Below are 20,032 nucleotides of genomic sequence, written 5' to 3' on the forward strand. Positions count from 1 at the left end.
ATCAGTAGATGCTGGGCTCGCCCGTGGGCGCGCCAAAATCGGTTTGCAGGAAGTCGAAGTCGCAGCCGTCGTTGGCCTGGCGGATGTGCTTGGAGAACATCCAGCCATAGCCGCGCCCGAAGCGCGGCGGCGGCGGCGTCCATGCGGCCTTGCGGCGCGCCAGCTCTTCGTCGGACACCTCCAGGTGGATGCTGCGGCGATCGATGTCGACCGAGATCATGTCGCCGGTGCGCACCAGCGCGAACGGGCCGCCGATATACGATTCAGGCGACACGTGCAGGATGCAGGCGCCGTAGCTGGTGCCGCTCATGCGCGCGTCCGACATGCGCAGCATGTCCCGCACGCCTTGCTTGACCAGCTTCTTGGGGATGGGCAGCATGCCCCATTCCGGCATGCCCGGGCCGCCTTGCGGGCCGGCATTGCGCAGGATCAGGATGTGATCGGCGGTGACGTCGAGGTCATCGCGCTCCACCGCCTCCTTCATCGACGGATAGTCGTCGAACACCAGCGCCGGGCCGGTGTGCTTGAAGAAGCGTTTCTCGCAGGCGCTGGGCTTGATCACGCAGCCGTCCGGCGCGATATTGCCCTTGAGCACGGCGAGAGCGCCCTCCTGATAGAGCGCGTTTTCCGTGGTGCGGATCACGTCGTCGTTATAGACCTCGGCGCCCGCGATGTTCTCGCCCAGCGTGCGGCCGGTGACGGTCAGCGCGTCCAGGTGGAGCTTGTCGCCGATGCGGTTCATCAACGCGGGCAGGCCGCCGGCGTAGAAGAAATCCTCCATCAGGTACTTGTCGCCGCTGGGCCGGATATTGGCGATCACCGGCACGTGGCGGCTGGTCTTGTCGAAATCCTCCAGCCCGATGTCGTGGCCGGCGCGGCGCGCCATGGCGATCACGTGGATGATGGCGTTGGTGGAGCAGCCCATCGCCATGGCCACGGCAATCGCATTTTCAAACGACGCACGCGTCTGGATGCGTTGCGGGGTCAGGTCCTCCCACACCATGTCCACGATGCGCCTTCCGGCTTCGGAGCACATGCGGATGTGGTTGGCATCGGCGGCGGGGATGGACGAGGCCCCCGGCAGCGTCATCCCGATGGCTTCGGCAATGGCGGTCATGGTGCTGGCAGTGCCCATCGTCATGCAGGTGCCGTGGCTGCGGGCGATGCCGCCCTCGATGCCGATCCATTCGGTCTTGCTGATATTGCCGGCGCGGCGCTCGTCCCAGAACTTCCAGGCGTCCGACCCGGAGCCCAGCACATTGCCCTTCCAGTTGCCGCGCAGCATCGGGCCAGCCGGCACGTAGATGGCCGGCACGCCCGCGCTCGACGCGCCCATCAGCAAGCCCGGCGTGGTCTTGTCGCAGCCGCCCATCAGCACCGCGCCGTCGATGGGGTGGGAGCGGATCAGCTCCTCGGCCTCCATCGCCAGCATGTTCCGGTACAGCATGGTGGTGGGCTTGACCGCGCTCTCCGACAGCGAGATGGCGGGCAGCTCGATGGGGAAGCCGCCGGCCTGCAGGATGCCGCGCTTGACGTCGTCGACACGCTGCTTGAAGTGGGAGTGGCAGGGATTGATGTCGGACCAGGTGTTGATGATCGCGATGATCGGGCGGTCCAGCCATTCGTCGGGCGAGTAGCCCATCTGCATGATGCGCGAGCGGTGCCCGGAGGAGCGCAGGTCGTCGGGAGCAAACCAGCGCGCGCTGCGCAGGGTGTCGGGCGTCTTCTTTCGGGACGTCATGTTGTCTCTTCCAGGGGGTGTCATCGGGCCGGACCCGAGGCGCCAGAGCAGGCCTCAGAGGTACGACATCTGATATCGTCGGAGTCATTAAAGCACTAATATATTAGTGTGTCAAACCGGAAAGCTTTCCACTAAAATGCCGGGATGGGACGCGATGACGCGTCTTTGTGCGCGAAGAGGCGCACCTATGCAGTAGAACCAGACCCCCCGATGGAAGCCACCTTGTCCGCCCCGCAGATTCAATTCCAGTTCGACCGCACCCGGCATGCCGCGCCGCAGGTGTTCGAGCATATGCGGGACATGATCATCGCCATGACGCTGCCCCCCGGCACGGTGCTGTCGCGTACCGATCTCGCCGCGCAGTACGGCATCAGCCAGACGCCCGTGCGCGATGCCCTGATGCGCCTTGCCGAGGAAGGGCTGGTCGATATCTTCCCGCAGCACGCTACCGTGGTCAGCCCCATCAGCATCGCGCTGGCCCAGCAGGCGCATTTCCTGCGGCGCTCCGTGGAAGTGGAAATCGTGCGCACGCTGGCGGAGGAGCCGGATGCCGCGCTGGTGGAGCGGCTGCGCCTGAGCGTGGCGCGGCAGCAGGCCATGCTGGCCGCCCAGGACTTCGCGGAATTCTCCCTGTTCGACCAGGCCTTCCACCGCCAGATGTATGAAGCCGCCCGCGTGCCGGACCTGTGGATGCTGGTGCGCCGCCAGAGCGGTCACCTGGACCGCTTGCGCCGCCTGCACCTGCCGATTGCCGGCAAGGCCCGCGCGGTGGTGGCGGATCACACCGCCATCGTCGATGCGATCGCCTGCGGCGACGCCGATGCCGCGCAGGCCTGCCTGCGCCGGCATCTCTCCGGCACGCTTGCCAACCTCGACGAGATCCGCGCTCGCTACGGGAGCTTTCTCCAGTAGCGCGTGGTGCCGGCGATCACGGCGCCTGCGGCCGCAAGGTATTTTCTCCCGTGCTATATTCTTCACACTCATGTGACTGGCGCATACAGATAGAGCACTATCGGGAAGCATGAGGTTGCAAGCCGCCGCGCGCCTGGGCATTACCTACTATCTTTGGAGATGGGTTATGCCTGATTTCGCACATTTGCTCATGTTCGCTCTTGTGGCCCTGGGAATGGTTTTAACGCCAGGGCCGAACATGATTTACCTGATTTCCCGCTCAATTTGCCAAGGTAGACGCGCAGGCCTTATTTCGTTGGGCGGCGTTGCGCTGGGCTTTGTGTTCTATATGCTCTGCGCGGCATTCGGGATTACGGCTTTCATATTCGCGGTCCCGTACGCCTATGACGCGCTTCGTTTCGGCGGCGCCTTGTACCTTCTCTATCTCGCCTGGCAAGCCGTCAAACCGGGCGGACAGTCCGCGTTTGCAGCGCGCGACCTGCCGGTCGATGCCCCGCGCAAGCTCTTCAGCATGGGATTTATCACCAACCTGGCGAATCCCAAAATCGCCGTCATGTATCTGTCTCTGCTTCCCCAGTTTATTACGCCAGGACATGGCAGCGTTCTTACCCAATCGTTGGCGCTCGGCGGGGTTCAGATTTCGATCAGCCTCGCTGTGAATGCGCTGATCATCGTGATGGCCGGATCCATCTCGACCTTCTTGTCGGGACGCCCGCAGTGGCTATTGGCGCAGCGCTGGATGATGGGAAGCGTCCTGACAGGCCTGGCGGTGCGCATGGCATACGAATCCAGGAAATAACGATCGATGCCGGCATAGGCGTGGCCAAGGCCAGCCATGCCTTTCATGGGGGCGACAGGGCGGCCGGGGCCGTGCCCGGCCGGCAGCCGTCGGCATCCCTGCCATGTATATGCCACAAAATCTTCAAGTTGCTGAAACAATAGGCAGTCCGACCGGATTGGCGGCTGCAAGCCGGTTGGCGGGAAGCGAGGTGCGTGTTATCCACAGTATTTGTGGATAACACGACCCATTAAAACGGGTCTTTCCGCACAGGACCGCACAAATTGTCAAGTGGTTAGAGGGTTTCCTCGAATGGCCGGCGGCAGGGCGTGTTCGAGTCGGTTCCCCCGCACTCGGCAGAGTCCGCATCCTTGCTTGTTCCATCCACGTTATTCTCCTATAGTCCTATTCATAGAACTAATCGAGCGTGCGTGGGGGAGACAATGGAAATGACGGCTGGCGCCCTGTCCGGGGTCCGGGTGGTGGACATCACGGCGGTATTCATGGGCCCCTCGGCCACGCAGATGCTGGGCGACCTGGGCGCCGACGTGATCAAGGTGGAGTCGCCCGAGGGCGATGTCACGCGCGGCATCGGGCCGTGCGGCGACGAGAAGATGGGGCCGCTCTACCTGGGCCTGAACCGTAACAAGCGCAGCATCGTGCTGGACCTCAAATCGCCGGAAGGGCGCGAGGCATTGCTGCGGCTGGTGCAGGACGCTGATGTGCTGGCCTACAACGTCAGGCCGCAAGCCATGCAGCGCCTGGGGCTGGACTACGAAACCCTGTCCGCGCTGAACCCGCGCCTGGTCTATGTCGGCATGTTCGGCTTCTCGCAGCGCGGCCGCTACGCGCCACAAGCCGCGTTCGACGACCTGATCCAGGCGGCCAGCGGCTTGCCCCAGGCGGTGGCCATGGGCAGCGGCGACATCCCGCGCTATCTCCCGATCACCATTGCCGACCGTTCGGTGGGGCTCTACGCCTTCGGCGTGATCTGCGCCGCGCTGTATGCGCAAGCGCGCACCGGCAAGGGCCAGCGCGTGGACGTGCCGATGTTCGAGACCATGGTGCCCTATGTGCTGGGCGACCACCTTTACGGCGAGACCTTCGTGCCGCCCCGCGGCGGCTTTGGCTATCCGCGCCTGTTGTCGCCGCAGCGCCGGCCCTACCAGACGCGCGACGGCCATGTGTGCTGCCTGATCTATCACGACCATCACTGGCGTACCTTCCTCAAGGCCATCGGCAAGGCCGGCTTGTTCGACACCGATCCGCGCTTCGCCAGCATCACCACGCGCACCGCCCACATCACGGAGCTGTACGCGATGGTCAGCGACGAGATGGCCAAGCGCACCACGGACGAATGGCGCGAGCTGCTGAAAGAGGCCGATATCCCAGTGTTCCCCATGCACACGTTCGAGACGCTGCTCGACGATCCGCACCTGCGCGACATCGGCTTCTTCCGCGAGACCGATCACCCAGGCGTGGGGCATGATGGCCGCTGGCGCCACGCGCGGATCGGCAACGGCATGACGGGGACAGCAAGCATGCACGCAAAGGCCAAGGACGGCAGCGGCAAGACCGTGCGCATCGGCGGCGCCTCCGGCTTCTGGGGGGCGCCTCCGGCTTCTGGGGCGACAGCAGCGTGGGCGCGCCGCAACTGGTGCGCCACGGCGAGATCGATTACCTGGTGTTCGACTACCTTGCCGAGCTCACCATGTCGGTGCTGGCAGCCGCGCGCTTGCGCAAGCCGGAGCTCGGCTACGCCACCGACTTCGTGACGGTGACGATGAAGACGCTGCTCAAGGAGATTGTCGAGCGCAATATCCGCGTGGTCAGCAACGCCGGCGGCATCAACCCGCAAGGCTGCGCGCAGGCGCTCGCCGCGATTGCCGCGGAGCAGGGCGTGGATGTGCGCATCGCGGTGGTGGAGGGCGATGATGTGATGCCGCTGGTGCCCGCGCTGCGCGAAGCCGGCCTGCAAACTAGCCTGCAAACCGGCCTGCGAGACATGGACGCGCAACAGGGCCGGCCTCTGCCGGACAAGCTCCTGAGCGCCAATGCCTATCTTGGCGCGCTGCCGATCCGGCAGGCGCTGGACCAGGGCGCGCAGATCGTCATCACCGGCCGCTGCGTCGACAGCGCGGTCACGCTCGGCGTGCTGATGCACGAGTTCGGCTGGCAGGCGGATCACTATGACCACCTCGCGCAAGGCAGCCTTGCCGGCCACATCATCGAGTGCGGCTGCCAGGCCACCGGCGGCCTGCATACCGACTGGGAGAGCGTGCCCGACTGGCCCAATATCGGCTATCCGGTGGTGGCATGCCGCGCCGACGGCAGCTTCCTGGTTGGCAAGCCGCCTGCCACCGGCGGGCTGGTCAGCATCGCCACCGTAGGCGAGCAGATCCTCTACGAGATCGGCGACCCCGCTGCTTACCTGTTGCCCGACGTGACCTGCGATTTCACGCAGGTCACGCTGGCGCAGGCCGGCCCGGACCTTGTCGAAGTCAGCGGCGCACGCGGTCGCGCGCCCGGCGGCGCGTACAAGGTGTCGGCCACCTATGCCGACGGGTTTCGCTGCAATGCGCAGCTCACCATCGTGGGGTTCGATGCGGTGGCCAAGGCGGAACGCACGGCGCAGGCCATCCTGGCGCGCACGCGCCGCCTGTTCAGCGACAACGGCTGGGGCGACTACACCCGCACCCACATCGATGTGCTGGGTGCGGAGTCGTGCTACGGCCCGCATGCGCAGGCGCAGGCGCGCCACACGCGCGAGGCCATCATGCGCCTGGCCGTCATGCATCCCGAGAAGGCCGCGCTGGCACTGTTCGCCCGGGAGATATCGGCGGCCGGAACGAGCTGGTCCCCGGGCACCACCGGATCGGGCAGCGGCCGTCCCAGCCCGTCGCCGTCGATCCGGCAAACCGCCTTCCTGCTCGACAAGGGCGCGCTCGCGCCCACGGTGCTGATGGACGGGCAGCGCACGCCGGTCGCGGTGCCGGCAGGCGGCGCCGCGCCTGTGCCCAGCGAGCCCGCTCCCACCGCATCCAGTCCCGTTGCCATGGGCGATGACCTGGGTGATGACATGGGGGCCGACCTGGTCGAAGTCCCGCTGATCCGCCTCGCCTATGGGCGCAGCGGCGACAAAGGCGATATCTCCAACATCGGCCTGATTGCAAGGCAGCCGGACTACCTGCCGCTGCTGCGCGCGCAAGTGACCCCCGAGCGCGTCGCGCAGTGGCTCGGCCATCTGGTGAAGGGCCCGATCACGCGCTACGACCTGCCCGGCATCGACGCGATCAATCTCGTCTGCGAGGCCGCGCTCGACGGCGGCGGCATGGCCTCCTTGCGCAATGACCCGCTGGGCAAAGGCATGGCGCAGATACTGCTGGCGATGCCCGTGCGGGTGCCAAGGGAGCTGTTGCGATGAGCGCTGCAATGCGTACGGCTACGGTTACGGTTACGGCCGCGGCCGCGGCCGCGGCCCCGGACGGCGAGGCGCACGCGCTGCCCGAGGACGGCACGGGCGGGGTGGCGCGCTACCGGCAACTAGCCAGCGTGCTGCGCCACCGCATCGTCTCGGGCGAATGGCCGCTGGGGCATCAGCTACCCACGGTGGAGCGCCTCGCGCAGACCTACGGCATTGCCCGCGTCACCGTCAGGCAGGCCTTTGCCGTGCTGGCCGAGGAAGGCCTGGTCAGCAGCCAGCGCGGGCGTGGCACGCACGTGACGGGCCAGCCGCCCGGGCCGAGCGAAGACATGCGCTCCGTGATCAACAACGAACTGGTCGGCGCCAGCGAGCTGGAAATCCGCATCCTGGAAAAGCGCAGGGATGTCAGCCTGCCGCCGGGTTTGCCCACGCGCGGCGAGCCGCTGGAGCGCTACGTGCTGCTGCGCAAGCTGCACCTGCATGATGGCGAGCCGTTCTGCCTGATCGAGCTGTACGTGGCCGAGTCCGTCTTCAGCCAGTTTCCGCGCGGCAGCGAAAAGCACCGCAAGATCGCCCGCCTGCTGCGCGAGGCCGTGGGGGAGCGCCTGGGCATCATGCACCAGACCATGACGGTGGAACCCGCTGACTATGCGCTGGCGCGCGAGCTCGCCTACGGCTTCGCCGCGCCCATCGCCAAGATCGTCCGCACCACGCTGGATATCGACGGCAAGGTGCTCACGGCGGGGTGCTTCTGGTATCGCGGCGACCGCTTTATCCTCGACGTGGCATTGCCCGCCCACCTGACCGAGCGCTATCCGGCGCTGGCGGTACCGGATAGCCGCGCTTGAGCATGACCCGAGAGAGATGGAAATCCGATAGATGCCAGATGCCAGATGCCAGATGCCAGATGCTAAAAGGCACAGGAAGCAAGACAGGAGACAACATGACTCACCCCTTCACCCGGCGCGCGCTCGCCCGGCTGCTGCTGCCCGCCCTGGCGATGGCGGCCCTTCCCGCAAGCCTGGCGCACGCCTCCGACACGGGCGACTACCCCGCCAAGCCCGTGCGCGTGGTTGTTCCTTTTCCGGCCGGCAGCGGCACCGACAGCAGCGCGCGCTTTGTCGCCGAAGCCGTCACCGGCCAGACCAGCAAGTCCGTTGTGGTGGACAACCGGCCCGGCGCCAACGGCTTTATCGCGGCGCAGGCCGTGGCCACCGCGCCGGCCGATGGCTACACCATGCTGGTGACCACCAACACCACCCACGCCGCCAACGCGTCCTTGTTCAAGAAGCTGCCCTATGACCCGATCAAGGATTTCGCGCCGGTCTCGCTGATCGCCAAGAGCGGGCTGGTCCTGGTGGTGCCGCCCGATAGCCCCGTGCACACGGTGGCCGAGCTGACCGCGCTGGCCAAGGCAAAGCCCGGCAAGCTCACCTTCGCCAGCGGCAGCTCCTCCACCCGCATCGCCAGCGAGCTCTACAAGATGATGGCCGGCGTGCAGGCGCTCCACGTGCCGTACAAGGGCGTGCCCAACGCGCTGACCGACCTGATGGGGCATCAGGTCGACTTCATGATCTCGGACGTGTCGCCCGCCATGACCCTGATCCAGGGCGGCAAGCTGCGCGCCATCGCCGTCACCACGGCGCAGCGCCACCCCGTGTTGAAGGACGTGCCGACCATGACGGAAAGCGGCCTGCCCGGCTACGAGATGGTGGCCTGGTCCGCGGCCTTCTTTCCGGCCGCGACCCCCGGGCCCGTGGTGGAACGCATGAACCAGATGGTGCGCAAGGGCCTGACCGACGCCAGGGCAGCCGAGTACTTCAGCCGCACCGGCGGCGAGCCCGCACCGTCGACGCCGGAAGAGCTTGCCGCCTTCGTGCGCAGCGAGACGCAGAAGTGGGCGAGGGTGATCAAGGCGGCGGGGATCGAGCCGGAGTGAAGGGCGGCCCGGGTACCAGCGCCCATCCCGGCTAATGCGGGCGTCCCCAGCCAATCCAGGCCCGCGTCTTGCTGAGGGGCAGCCGGAAGCGGCATAGACCGCGTACTTCTCACTGTTCTCACTGTTGATAAGCTTATCGAAAGCTTATCGAAATCTTATCGAAAACTTATCACTCGACTGATGAGATCATCGGTTTTTGAGAAAATTATGCCCGTTCGTACCGAATCCTTTCAAAATCAAGCTGTTCGGTCAGGTTCCACCCAGTGCTGATAACATCGTCAGGCGGCGTCTGCAGGTCCGTCACCGCAACCCTCGTTCGAGTGTCTAAACCGTAACCTATGCAGGAAGGTGTTTTATGGACGCACAACAACTTGTTTCTGAATTTCTGGCTTCCGAGCATGGGAGCCAGGCCGCACAGGCGCTGGCAGATCAGGGCATCGGTGCTGAGGATGCACAGCAAATGCTGAGCCAGGCGGCAGAGACCGCGCACGCCCACGTTGAAGAGCAGAGTGGCGGCCTGATGGGCGAGCATGCGGGCCGGAGCTTTTTTGCGGCCTTCGCCGCAGGCCTGGTCCGGGGCGACGGCTTCCTCAAGTCGCTGACGGAAGGCGGGGAAGGTGTCCTGACCGGCCGGGTGGCTGAATCGGTAGCGGGGAGAATGGGCATTGACCCGGCCACCGCGTCGACGGTGGCCGCCGCCGCTACACCGTATCTGGTGGCGTTCCTGAAGGAGAGGCTCGCCTGAGCGAGCGCATATTGCTGATAAAGCCGGATCTGCGTTGTCGTGATCCCCACCCCCGCGCGCGCGAGATCCTGGTAGCGATGGTACGACGACATGGAAGGCGTCTTCGGGCTTGCCGCCGTGTGCTGTCAGATCAGTTAGCGGATCCGGCGCATTCTCCAAAGCGACGGACGGGATGAACATTCCGCGCGCCACCGTGACTAAGCTAGTCCAAGAGCTGGAACGACATTTAGGTGCCAAGCTGCTTCAACGCACGACAAGGCAGGTCAGCGTGACGCCCGAAGGCGCTGCGTACTACGAGCGTGCTGTCCAGCTGATTTTCGACCTGGAGGAGATGGACGACGCCGTCGTGCAGTCGCGCGCGCAACCGCGTGGCCGAATCCGAGTGGACATTGGCTCGATACTGGCGAATGCAATCGTGCTCCCCGCTTTACCTGAGTTCCGAGCCCGCTACCCGGAGCTGCACGTCGACGTGGGAGTCAGCGATCGCCCTGTCGACCTGATCGGGGAAGGCGTGGACTGCGTAATCCGTGGCGGCGACTTGCCGGATACGTCGCTAATCGCCCGACGGCTCGCCGATCTCGACTGGGTAACAGTTGCCAGCCCGGTCTATCTCGGCGCCCGCGGGGAACCAATGCACCCCGACGAACTGCAGGCAAGAGAGTTAAGCGGTATAGGCCGCGTACGTATGGCCGGCCACACCATCGCTGGATACTTTTCGTCCCTGTCAGGTAGGGCACTCCCGCTGGAATTCAACAAGGACGGCCAGCGGATCATCGTGAACAGCGAGACCGTCGTCGCCGTCAACGACAGTACAGCGCATATCACTACGCTGCTTTCTGGCGTTGGCATCGGGCAGACGTTCAGGTTCGCCGCTGCCCCGTACATTAAGAGCGGCAGGTTGCGCGAGGTGTTGCCGGATTGGACTCGACCAAGGCACCCCATGCACCTCGTGTACCCCAGCAATCAGCATTTGCGTGCCAAGCTGCTTGCCTTTGCAGAGTGGATGGTCGAAGTCTTCGCGCGCTACGATGACCGTCCGCAAGCAAACCGCGCGGTATAGCTAAGGATGGCGTTCAAACGCCTGAGCGAACTAGAACAGCTTGCGATACACCACGAACCCCGAGTTCTCCGCGACCTTGTCGTAGAGCTGCCTCGCCGTGGCATTGGTTTCGTGCGTTTGCCAGTAGACCCGCTTCGCGCCAGCGGCTTCGGCGCGCTGGTAGACGGCCTCGATCAACGCGCGGCCCACGCCGGCGCCGCGCGCCGCCTCCGACGTAAAGAGGTCCTGCAGGTAGCAGCTCGGGCCGATCTGGATGGTGCTGCGGTGAAACAGGAAATGCGTGAGGCCAAGCAACTCGCCGGAGCGCTCCGCCACCAGCGCGTGCATGGGTTCATAGGCGTCGAAGAAGCGCGACCAGGTCATGCGGGTGATCTCGGCCGGCAGCGCCGTGTCCGCCTTGCGGCCATAGAAGGCGTTGTAGCCATCCCATAGCACTTTCCATGCTTCGAAATCGCCTGGCTCGGCGGGCGTCCGGGTAATGAATGGCCATGCCCACGCTGGCTGTCGCCACGATGGTCTGGCCTTCGATGAAATGCGCTCGGCCGGCTGCGTGCACGATGGCCTGGGCGATGCGCTCCAACATGGCGATGTTGAGCGCATCGTCCAGCACGATGCCGAATTCGTCGCCGCCGATGCGGGCCACCGCGTCGCCAGCGCGCACGCAGGCGGACAGGCGCGCGCCGAAGGCGGCCAGCAGTTGGTCGCCTGCGGCGTGCCCATAGGTGTCATTGATGGTCTTGAAATCGTCAACGTCCACAAGCAGGAGGGCGGCGCTGCCGTGGTTCGCGCCAGCCCGGGCCATGGCCTCCGCCATGCGCCGGTCGAACCCCTTGCGGTTAAGCAGGCCCGTGAGGTGGTCCGTGAGCGTCTGCGCTTCCAGGCTGCGCATCTTCTGGCGCTCGCTGGTCACGTTGCGCGCGAACATGTACAGGCCCTGGACCGCGTCCTTGTTGTCATTCCAGGCGGGCTGGTAGGTGACCTCCATGTACTCGTCGCCATCCTTGCCTTCCAGGCTGAAGGTGACCGAGGTGCCACGGTAAGCCTGTTCCAGGTAAGGCTTCGATGCCACGTAGCTGGGGGTGCCCCAAAGCTCGCGCACCGTGAGCCCGACAATCTGCCGCACCGGCAGGTTGAACCGCTGCGCGTAAGCCTCGTTGACGAAGACATAGCGCTCGCTCATGTCGATGAACGAGACAAAGTCCGGCACATGGTTGGCGATGGCCTCGATGCGCTTCTCGCTCTCGGCGGCGCGATCCTTGGCGGCGCTGAGCGCGGCTTCCCGCTCGGAGAGCTGGTGCATGACCGCGCCGAAGGTGGCGGCCAGTTCGCCGATCTCGTCATTGCGCCCCGTTGGCAGCGCAGCCAGCGCGGCAGGATCCTTGGGCACCTCTCTAACTACGCGATGCAGCAGTTCCAGCGGCGCCAGCATGCTCCGTATCACCAGCCACATCAGCAGCGCGGCCAGCAACAGCGAAATGCCGGCGACCACCACCGTCTTGCCGCGGGCTTCCGCCAGCGGGGCATAGGCTTCATTGGCAGGCAGGACGGAAACCACCTCCCAGCCATTCGATTCGAGCAGGTAGCGCGCCACGACAGGCTGCGTCGGGCTGACGATTTCCCATTCGGCAGGTGGCGAATCAAGGCCGCAGGTCTCGCCAAGCGCCTTCGCCGGCGTCATCACCTTCGACGGATCGGGATGCATGACGTAGCGCGGGTTCGTGCCGGAGGAGACCAGGCAATAGCTGCCGGTCAGGCCAATCCGGCCGTGCGCCAGCTGGCCAAGAAAGTTGCTCTCGGTGAAATTCAACACACCGCCAACCACGGCCACCAGCTTCCCGTCCGGGCCAAGCAGGGGCACGGCAAGCACAACGCCGGGCGAATCGCTCATCCGGCCCCGCAGCAGGTCCGAAACGGCAAACTCCGAACCACGGAGGATTTCGCGGAAGTAGTCGCGGTCCGACAGGTGCATGCGCTGCCCGATGGGTACGGCGGTACTGAACACCAGGTCGCCGTCGGGCGAGGCCAGGAACACGGCATTGAAGAACTGCGGCATGGACACGGCCTGGGACGCAAAGCGCCGCAAGTCGGCGGGCGGCTGCCCCAGCATGGGCGTCAGCTGGCGCGCCAGGCGGCGCAGGGCGATCGCCCGCGTCTCGAATTTCTCGTCGAGTTGTTCGGCAACCAGCTTGACCAGCGTTTCTTGCTGAGCCTGGCGTAAAGCCTTCAGGCTCTGGAACGCGTAATACTGGGCGAACAGCGCGCGTGCCAGGATGATGAACGTCACCACGAGCGCCGTGGCTATGGCGACCCGGTAGGCTGCCTGTCCTTCATGTCCTTCAACGCGAGCGACTGACCCGGTTGCTAGGTTAGCAGAAGCGGGGGGTTGCGCCCCTCATGCGGATGCTGTAGTCCCGGTTCGCATGCTTGATACGTCGCTTTGGCCGGCACAAGCCCCGTTCGGGGGCTAGAATGCGGCATTCCTCCAACAGTCCAGCCCCAGGCCGCCGGCTGGAGTCCGCCCCCATCCCCGTCCTCCGAAAACCATGACTCTCGATCCTGTCCTCCGCTTCCTGCATATCGCTGGTGTCACGCTCTGGGTGGGCGGCATGTTCTTCGCCTATGTCTGCCTGCGCCCGGCCGCGGCCACCTTGCTGGAGCCGCCCCAGCGGCTGCGCCTGTGGCGCGCCGTATTCGCGCGGTTCCTGAGCTGGGTCTGGGGCGCCGTCGCCCTGATCGCCATCAGCGGCATGTCCATGCTCGGCGCGCTCGGGTTTGCCGCCGCGCCGATCCACTGGCACATGATGTTCGGCCTCGGCCTGATCATGATCGGGATCTTTGCCTACGTATATTTCGGCCCCTATGGCGCGCTGCGGCGCGGCGTCGATGCGCAGGACTGGAAGGCAGCGGGCGCGGCGCTGGGCCGCATCAGGCAGGCAGTTGGCCTGAACCTGCTGCTGGGCGCGCTCACCATCGCGGTAGCCACGCTGGGCCGCCTGCTCGCCTGACGGGCGGCGGCTCAGGCGGCTTGCATCACCGCCTCGACCCGGTTCCTACCCGCGCGCTTGGCGCGGTACAGGGCAAGGTCGGCGCGGCCAACGGCGTCATCCAGGCAGGTTTCCGTTGTCTCCACGCAGGCCACGCCGACGCTGATGGTGAGATCCGCGATGCGCTCGCCAAAAACCGGGAAGACGTTGCCCGCAGGCGCTCCGCCAGCGCCAGCGCGCCGGCCATGCCGGTGCGTGGCAGCAGCACCAGGAATTCCTCACCGCCAAAGCGCCCGGGATAAGCGTCGGGCGGCAGCTCGCGCTTGAGCATGGACGAGAACTCCATCAGTACCCGGTCACCCTCGGCATGCCCCATGCTGTCGTTGACCCACTTGAAATGGTCCAGGTCGATCAACAGCAACGCCATGTCGCCACCGTCCTCGGCCATGCGCGCCAGCGCCTCCTGGCCGGCCGCATACAAGGCGCGCCGATTGAGCAGGAGCGTCAGCGGGTCGGTCTTGGAGAGAACGTCGAGCTCCACGTGCAGGCGCCGCGTGATCACCAGCATGAAGGCGACCGACAAGGCCAGGTCCATCAGGGTGTAGGAACTCAGGTAGATGATCTGGATGACGTCGTTGGGGGCAAAGAAGGATTGCCCGGTCAACCCGGCGAACAAGCTGGTGCCGAAACGCAGCACCACAACCAGCGCCTGGACGGTCATCAGGGCGCCAAAGAAGTAAGTGCTGAAATGGCGTTCGCCGTAGCGCAGGATCAGGACACTTTGCGTGCCGCAGAAGAACGCCACGACAAAGGTCACGATGATCACCCGGGCCACGTAATTCGGCTGCGCAAGCCCATACCAAGCCAGCAGCAGCGTGCCCAGCACCGCCAGCGCGGCGGCGGACTTCCAAGTTTGCGCTCGCCCGTAGAACGCTTGCACACCGAGCGTCCACAGCGCCATGGCGGCCAGCACCAGGCCGTTGGCCACCACGATGGAGAGCCAGTCCGGGGCGATATCGCGCAACCAGAACAGCAACGGCGCGAGGATCAGGAGCAGCGAGCCGCTGGCCCAACGTCCAATCCCCTTGATCGACCGCGGAAAACTGTAATACGCGGACGCCAGCACGACCGACATCAGGGCCGACATCACCGCTGAAAGGAAGACAGTCGTTCTGAGGTCTATCTGGGGCATTGTCAGTGCCTATCCCAATCCGTGGCAATTGACCATCCTACCAAAGACTGGTCGCCAACGGTTGCGCGCCGGTTTCCGTGGCGGCTCAGGCCGGCTTGCTCACCATCAGCCAATACACCACCAGCAGGCCGCCGAACGCCGGGAACCCGAGTGCCACCCAGATGCGCTCATACAGCCAGTAGCGCGGCGCCAGCCCACCGGTATCCGTGGCATCGGCGCATAGAGCGAGAGCGACATCCACAGCCAGGACGCCGATGGCGGATACCCAGCCGCATGCATCAGGTAAAGCCCGCTCAGTGGCTGGAACACCACGGCAGGCGCGGTGATCCAGGCGTCGGCGCGCACCACCCAGCGGGTCACCACCGCCATGGCCTGCACGTTGCCGCTACGGTTCACGAAGAACATGTAGAAAGCGGTGCCAAAGCCCGTGCCAAACATAAAGGTGGCGGACAAGATATGCAGCCACTTCACGGTCAGGTAGGTCATGCTTGCTCCTTGGTTTGCCTGATTGGGGCGGCCCGCACGGCGATCCCGGCAGCGGGATCGAGCTGCAGGAAGAGGGCGAACCACGCCAGCATCGGCAGGTTCTTCAGCACCGGCCCGAACGGATGCGCCCACCACGCCGGCACCAGCCAGGTGATCAGCGCCGTATAGCCAAGCACCAGCGCCATCTGCATTGCCCATACCGCGCGGGTGGGGCGCCACAGCACCAGCAAGCCGAGCGCCAGGTCCAGCCCCGCGCCAAGCCAAACCAGCGGCGCGCGCCAGGACAGCGGCAGCCCCGCCTCGCGCAGCAGCGCCGCGCCGACGGCCGGATCCGCGAAACAGACCAAGGCGGTAGCCAGCCAGACGGCGGCAATGGCCAGCCGGGCCGCCAGCAGGTACCAGAACAGCAAGGCGGGAAGCCGCTCGGCAGCGGTGGCAAAGGCGGCCGGCGCGCGCAAGCGCCGCGCGGCCAAGGTGGCCGCGGCGCGGGGGCTGGCGCTGTTGTCGGTGCGCAGCATGGCCAGGCTGTCGGCATCGACCAGGCTGCCCGGCACCCTTGCCAGCCATTGCGCCGCAAGGCCGGCCATCCAGCCCGGCACGCGCAGCACCCGCGCCGGGCGCAGGCCCATGCCGCCCCTGAGGGCGCCAAGCCAGTCGCTAAAGCGGAGCCGGACCGGCCCAACCGCGGCCACGGTGCGCCGGCCCGCGGCGTTAGCTGCGTTAGCGTCGCCAGTGCCGGCCACCTGGAGCAGCAGCGCCACCAGGTCATCGATATGAATCGGCTGCACATGCCCGGCATCCGCCGGTACCGGCAGCAAGGGCAACGCCGCCAACCGCCGGAACAAGGTTGCACTGCGCGCATACACCAGCGACGGCTGAACGATCACCCAATCCAGCGCGCTAGCACGCAACGCCGCGTCCGCCATGCCCTTGCTGCGCCAGTAAGCCGTAGCGCCATCCGCAGCCGCGCCCAGCGCCGATAGCTGGACCAGGCGCCGCACGCCAGCCCGCTCGCAAGCCAGGATGAGCGCAAGCGGCATATCCACGTGCAACGCCTGGAAACGCTGCCGCGCGCTCTCCCGAAAAATCCCAACCGCATTGACGACGGCATCGACGCCCCGCAAGGCCGCCAGCCAATGCCCCGGCGTGGTCCAGGTGGACAGGTCCCCCGCGATGCGGTGCAGCCGTGGATGGCGCGGCAGGAGATCCAGCTGGCGCGCCAGCGCCACCACGTGATGCCCCTCGGCCAGCAAACGGGCCACCAGCGCCGATCCCACCAGCCCGCTTGCTCCGGTCACCAAGATCTTCATCGCGTCACCTGTTCGTTCTGTAATTTCTGTGTAAACAGAAATTACAGAACGGGAGGCGAGAAGTCAAGCGCTGCTGTGCAAGGGGTAGGCGTTGGGTATACTCTCCCGGTTGCTGCAAAACAGCGGCCGGGAATAGCAGCCCGAAATACGTAGACGAACGACCGCCGCAAGGCGGTATTCTTCGATTCGCAAACGTAGGAGGCACTCCCATGCCCCAGTCGTCGCGCGCCCATTCCGGGCAACGCTTGACCCGCCTTAGTCCACTCGCCCACACACACCGGAACGCCATCACCACGGAGGCTGTCCATGTGTAAGCACACCCGCTACGGCGTCACCGCCGAACATGCCGGCGCGGACATGTTCGTGACCGCCCATACCCCGTGCGAAAGCCCGCTGAGCCTCGCCGGCGAAAAAGCGGCACAACTCTACGCACTACTGTTCATGACCCGCGACAGCGCCGCCGCCGGAACATTCGGCGATCTGGTCGCAGACATTCAGGGCAATCTGCTCTCGCTCGCGGCCGGGCTGGCGCACGAGACACTGGTGCTGAGCGAACTCGCTGCGCAGCTTGAGAGGGAGGGGCGCGACGCATAGCGCCTGGCCAGTCGTCAGCCGCTTCGTGGCCAGGCAGTGTGGTCGTTGGGGAGTTGGCGAGGATAGTAGGGCGGGGCGGCCTGGCCGCCCCCGTCTGCGCGCGCTGTAGTTCAGCCCGCTTGAGATTCCTTGGCATGCCCGCGGGCATCTCGGCGCTTGAGCGTCTCGCTGGCCACGGATTCCGACAGGAACTGCCACAAGGTGCGAACCCGGATGACCCCATCCCCCGGGCCATCGTGGGTGAGGCGGCTCGCCACCTCCTCCAGCTTGCCAAACATCTCCTGGCGAAGCTGCCCGCGCAGCACCGCAACCAGCTCGGCCGGCACCACGACTTCGTCGCGGTTACCAAACCGGCGGCGCTCCGCCAGGAACAGCAGCGCGGCCGCCACCGCCGCGCCGATCCCCACGTTCTCAAAGCCGTCGAGATGGAAGCTGCTCGCCGCGAAGCACAGCACCGCCACCACGGCCGTGGCGATGAAGGCAGTGCGAAGCAAGACAAAGCCGAGGGGATGCGAGACATAGCGCGCAAGATCCCGGATGGCAGTGATTTCGCCCTGCTCCAGGACATTGAGGACGTTGGTGGTCGAAACTTTCATTGTTCTACTGTCTTGTCTCGTTGTTATGGCCGCGCAGGCTAAACCACGCTGCAAAATCGTGCGCCCTGGCGCAGCACCCCCGAGACCCTGTAACCCGGGGAGCACCGGCAGTGTATACGTATGCAGCCAGAGGCGCTTCGCGTGCCGTGTCCGGCCGGACAGGCCGTAGCCGAGGAGATCGAGCCAGATTAACCCGATGGTAGCGCCTGAGAATAGCCCGTCAATGCGCCGTATGCCCTAGCCCGTCATCCTTTCGGGCTAGGTTCTGGCGTTCAGGGCCGGATGCCTGACGTCGGCGGACGCCGTGGTCAGGCGGGGGACAAGAGAAGTTGAGAATGCCAGTCGGAACCAGTCAAAACGTTACGCCGGGGACTCTCGGCACCCGCGGCGTCCTGACGTTGAAATGCGGCTCGCCGTAGGCCTCCAGCAAGCGAATGATCTCCCGGGCCGAATCCGCGCGCGTCGTGCGGATCTCGCTAAGCCGCCGCGGCGCCGCCGCGCCGCGCACAATATAGTGCCGCCGCACCGTCAGCACCGACTCGCTGGGAGCAGGAATCAAGACCGGGTGCGCATCCTCATCCTTGTAGCTGCCATACATCCAGCCCGACGGCGTCAGGTGCGCCTCAACCCACGCCTCGCCCGACGCAAATAACGCCGCATCGGACTCCACGCTTCTCTCGCTTGTATCCAGCATTTGCTTCTGCCCTTCCAGGTGACAACCCATACAACCATCGAGCATTCTGGTCAGGCGAGCGGAGCGTCGGTACCCTGCATTGGTAGGCCCCACCCCTGGGCAGGGTAAGGATGTCGGGACAAAGGCAACAACGGCCAGGCCGGCACCCCCCATATTGACGGCACACGCACATTACTATCCCCACCTAAGCGTGGCACCTACCTTTGCGGGGTAACCGTAATAGACATGTGCACCAATAATCAGCATCAGCAAGCGTGACCCCTTGCTAATTCCCGATAGGGTGTAGGCACTCCCCGCGCCTTACACCCTTTTTTTTTTCCCCGCGCCTACACCCTTTTTTTTCGGGTGTTGACATCGGCAATGGTCAACAGCGCGCGCAGCAATAATGCATCACAACATGATGTTTTATGACTCGCAGCGGCGCGTAATTTCAGACTCCACGCAAGCACAAATTTGCCTTCGCGGGGAAGCCCCTCCCAAGTTATTCGATCCCTCCCTTGGTGGGGAAATGAAAGCCAGACATCGCCCATACATGGCCGACGCGCGCAGGGCGAAATCGGGCGATGAGAGAACTCGTTCCATCCTCAAGCCACTCCGAGTGTCAAAAACGGAAAACCGCAAAAAACCCCGGGAAAATCAACAAAAAACGCATAGCCCAATCGGGTGAAGATGTTTGAGCAGAGTCAGGATTCTCCATCATGAACACAAGCCGAATTCTTCTGTATTACCCCTTTTGGGGGCATCCCTCCTTTTGTCGGGTCCACTCTTCAGTAGGGATAGAAAACACGGCAAAAACGGCCGGTTCGCCTTGAAGATCTACCCCTAGGAGCCATACACTTCGCCGGTCTTCAAGCAGTGATGCACTGCAAGAGCAAAGCGTGCAGGCATCAAGAAGCCACCGCCGCAAAGTTCATCTCCGCCCCGCAGCTCAACGCCACGGAAAGGCACCGACGTGTGCCATGTTGGACAAGCGGATTCGTCGCAGCAATCCTAAGCCGGGAGACGGCCAGGATCGCGGACTTTCGGGTATCAAGGGAATTATCAAGACGTGTTCAAGCTTTCTAGCCTTCTGTCCTTCCGTAGAGCGTTGCTGTTGCTGGGGACGATTCCGTTGCTCGCATCCTGCGCGCTAGCACCGGGGATGCGGTTTGATCCGCAGCGCCCGCTTGATCCGGAAGATCCGGAGTCCGTGCCTAAGGTTACGCAGATTACGCCGGCGTTGGTGCGGGCTATGAAGGCTAGCAGTACGCCCGCAAACGAGAGAGTGGAGGAGTTACTTGGCTCGCCACAAGCCTATACGGTGGGTATCGGCGATATTCTCTCTATTGTTGTCTGGGACCATCCTGAGCTGGTATTTCCCACGCAGACATACACAATCGGCACGGCCTACGATATTCCCGCACTTGGCGGTGCTGCGAATGTGCCCGGCTATGTAGTGAGCCCAGCTGGCACCATCCAGTTTCCCTAGCTGGCGTTGTGACAGTACTTGGCAAGACGCCCGACGAGATTCGTGGTGACTTGAGCAGGCAGCTCAAGAGTGTCGTCAACATGCCGCAAGTCACGAGTGCGCGTACTCG

At 64.8% G+C, this 20,032-nt stretch carries 18 protein-coding genes, 2 pseudogenes and 1 riboswitch; of the genes and pseudogenes, 11 read left to right on the top strand and 9 right to left on the bottom strand.

The features are described from left to right. Position 1 precedes the first annotated feature (1 nt). Positions 2–1,741 carry an L-arabinonate dehydratase gene (gene araD, locus OR16_RS10020; protein ID WP_006157850.1) on the bottom strand — a complete coding sequence of 580 codons (1,740 nt, stop codon included), beginning with the start codon at positions 1,739–1,741 and terminating at the stop codon, positions 2–4. 210 nt (positions 1,742–1,951) lie between these two features. On the opposite strand from araD, the gene OR16_RS10025 reads away from it, so the two are divergent. The 8 genes from OR16_RS10025 to OR16_RS10060 all read left to right on the top strand — a co-directional run bounded on the left by OR16_RS10025 (position 1,952) and on the right by OR16_RS10060 (position 10,599). Further along, a complete protein-coding gene (locus tag OR16_RS10025; RefSeq protein WP_006157851.1) occupies positions 1,952–2,653 on the top strand; it encodes a GntR family transcriptional regulator in 702 nt (233 codons plus the stop codon). Positions 2,654–2,715: 62 nt separating this feature from the next. Next, a riboswitch (ZMP/ZTP riboswitch) is annotated at positions 2,716–2,799 on the top strand. Between the two features lie 20 nt (positions 2,800–2,819). Further along, positions 2,820–3,452 carry a LysE family translocator gene (locus OR16_RS10030; protein ID WP_006157852.1) on the top strand — a complete coding sequence of 211 codons (633 nt, stop codon included), beginning with the start codon at positions 2,820–2,822 and terminating at the stop codon, positions 3,450–3,452. 422 nt (positions 3,453–3,874) lie between these two features. Continuing rightward, positions 3,875–5,206, top strand: a complete 1,332-nt coding sequence (locus OR16_RS10035) for a CaiB/BaiF CoA transferase family protein (protein WP_237717002.1) — start codon at positions 3,875–3,877, stop codon at positions 5,204–5,206. After that, the gene (locus OR16_RS10040) at positions 5,089–6,855 is read left to right on the top strand and encodes an acyclic terpene utilization AtuA family protein (RefSeq protein ID WP_237717004.1); all 1,767 of its coding nucleotides are present in this window, start codon (positions 5,089–5,091) and stop codon (positions 6,853–6,855) included. The genes OR16_RS10035 and OR16_RS10040 overlap by 118 nt, the downstream gene beginning before the upstream one ends. A gap of 8 nt (positions 6,856–6,863) precedes the next feature. Beyond that, a complete protein-coding gene (locus OR16_RS10045; RefSeq protein ID WP_043419156.1) occupies positions 6,864–7,703 on the top strand; it encodes a GntR family transcriptional regulator in 840 nt (279 codons plus the stop codon). 95 nt (positions 7,704–7,798) lie between these two features. Then, complete coding sequence (locus OR16_RS10050) at positions 7,799–8,794, top strand: Bug family tripartite tricarboxylate transporter substrate binding protein (RefSeq protein ID WP_006157855.1); 996 nt, start codon at positions 7,799–7,801, stop codon at positions 8,792–8,794. Positions 8,795–9,149: 355 nt separating this feature from the next. Continuing rightward, the gene (locus tag OR16_RS10055) at positions 9,150–9,539 is read left to right on the top strand and encodes a hypothetical protein (protein ID WP_006157856.1); all 390 of its coding nucleotides are present in this window, start codon (positions 9,150–9,152) and stop codon (positions 9,537–9,539) included. Positions 9,540–9,711: 172 nt separating this feature from the next. Beyond that, positions 9,712–10,599, top strand: coding sequence for a LysR family transcriptional regulator (locus tag OR16_RS10060; protein WP_006157857.1), 888 nt, complete (start codon positions 9,712–9,714; stop codon positions 10,597–10,599). A gap of 30 nt (positions 10,600–10,629) precedes the next feature. Here OR16_RS10060 and OR16_RS10065 read toward each other — a convergent pair whose 3' ends face one another. Together OR16_RS10065 and OR16_RS39620 are read right to left on the bottom strand one after the other, a co-directional pair. After that, positions 10,630–11,034 (bottom strand): GNAT family N-acetyltransferase, encoded by a 405-nt coding sequence (locus OR16_RS10065; protein ID WP_237717003.1) that lies wholly within the window; start codon positions 11,032–11,034, stop codon positions 10,630–10,632. Next, entirely contained in the window at positions 10,931–12,883 is a 1,953-nt protein-coding gene (locus OR16_RS39620; protein WP_006157859.1) for a sensor domain-containing diguanylate cyclase, read from the bottom strand. Before OR16_RS39620 ends, OR16_RS10065 begins: the two co-directional genes overlap by 104 nt. 259 nt (positions 12,884–13,142) lie before the next feature. Between OR16_RS39620 and OR16_RS10070 the strand changes: the two genes are divergently transcribed. Then, entirely contained in the window at positions 13,143–13,604 is a 462-nt protein-coding gene (locus OR16_RS10070; protein ID WP_006157860.1) for a CopD family protein, read from the top strand. 11 nt (positions 13,605–13,615) lie between these two features. Here OR16_RS10070 and OR16_RS48180 read toward each other — a convergent pair whose 3' ends face one another. The 4 genes and pseudogenes from OR16_RS48180 to OR16_RS10085 all read right to left on the bottom strand — a co-directional run bounded on the left by OR16_RS48180 (position 13,616) and on the right by OR16_RS10085 (position 16,571). Further along, positions 13,616–13,738: a hypothetical protein gene (locus tag OR16_RS48180; RefSeq protein WP_006157861.1), complete on the bottom strand. Its 123-nt coding sequence runs from the start codon at positions 13,736–13,738 to the stop codon at positions 13,616–13,618. Positions 13,739–13,836: 98 nt separating this feature from the next. After that, positions 13,837–14,775, bottom strand: a pseudogene (locus OR16_RS47235) (GGDEF domain-containing protein); the annotation flags it as partial. Positions 14,776–14,860: 85 nt separating this feature from the next. Continuing rightward, positions 14,861–15,261 (bottom strand): annotated as a pseudogene (locus OR16_RS10080) (DUF2269 family protein). After that, positions 15,258–16,571 carry an SDR family oxidoreductase gene (locus OR16_RS10085; protein WP_006157864.1) on the bottom strand — a complete coding sequence of 438 codons (1,314 nt, stop codon included), beginning with the start codon at positions 16,569–16,571 and terminating at the stop codon, positions 15,258–15,260. The pseudogene OR16_RS10080 and the gene OR16_RS10085 overlap by 4 nt, the downstream one beginning before the upstream one ends. A gap of 306 nt (positions 16,572–16,877) precedes the next feature. On the opposite strand from OR16_RS10085, the gene OR16_RS10090 reads away from it, so the two are divergent. Continuing rightward, the gene (locus tag OR16_RS10090) at positions 16,878–17,165 is read left to right on the top strand and encodes a hypothetical protein (RefSeq protein ID WP_006157865.1); all 288 of its coding nucleotides are present in this window, start codon (positions 16,878–16,880) and stop codon (positions 17,163–17,165) included. Between the two features lie 110 nt (positions 17,166–17,275). On the opposite strand, the gene OR16_RS10095 is transcribed toward OR16_RS10090, so the two are convergent. Next, entirely contained in the window at positions 17,276–17,761 is a 486-nt protein-coding gene (locus OR16_RS10095) for a hypothetical protein (protein ID WP_006157866.1), read from the bottom strand. 352 nt (positions 17,762–18,113) lie between these two features. Further along, the gene (locus tag OR16_RS10100; protein ID WP_006157867.1) at positions 18,114–18,455 is read right to left on the bottom strand and encodes a hypothetical protein; all 342 of its coding nucleotides are present in this window, start codon (positions 18,453–18,455) and stop codon (positions 18,114–18,116) included. A gap of 1,048 nt (positions 18,456–19,503) precedes the next feature. Between OR16_RS10100 and OR16_RS10105 the strand changes: the two genes are divergently transcribed. Continuing rightward, positions 19,504–19,923: a polysaccharide biosynthesis/export family protein gene (locus tag OR16_RS10105; RefSeq protein ID WP_006157868.1), complete on the top strand. Its 420-nt coding sequence runs from the start codon at positions 19,504–19,506 to the stop codon at positions 19,921–19,923. Positions 19,924–20,032: the final 109 nt, after the last annotated feature.

It is taken from the genome of Cupriavidus basilensis OR16 (assembly GCF_000243095.1).
Lineage (GTDB): Bacteria > Pseudomonadota > Gammaproteobacteria > Burkholderiales > Burkholderiaceae > Cupriavidus > Cupriavidus basilensis_D.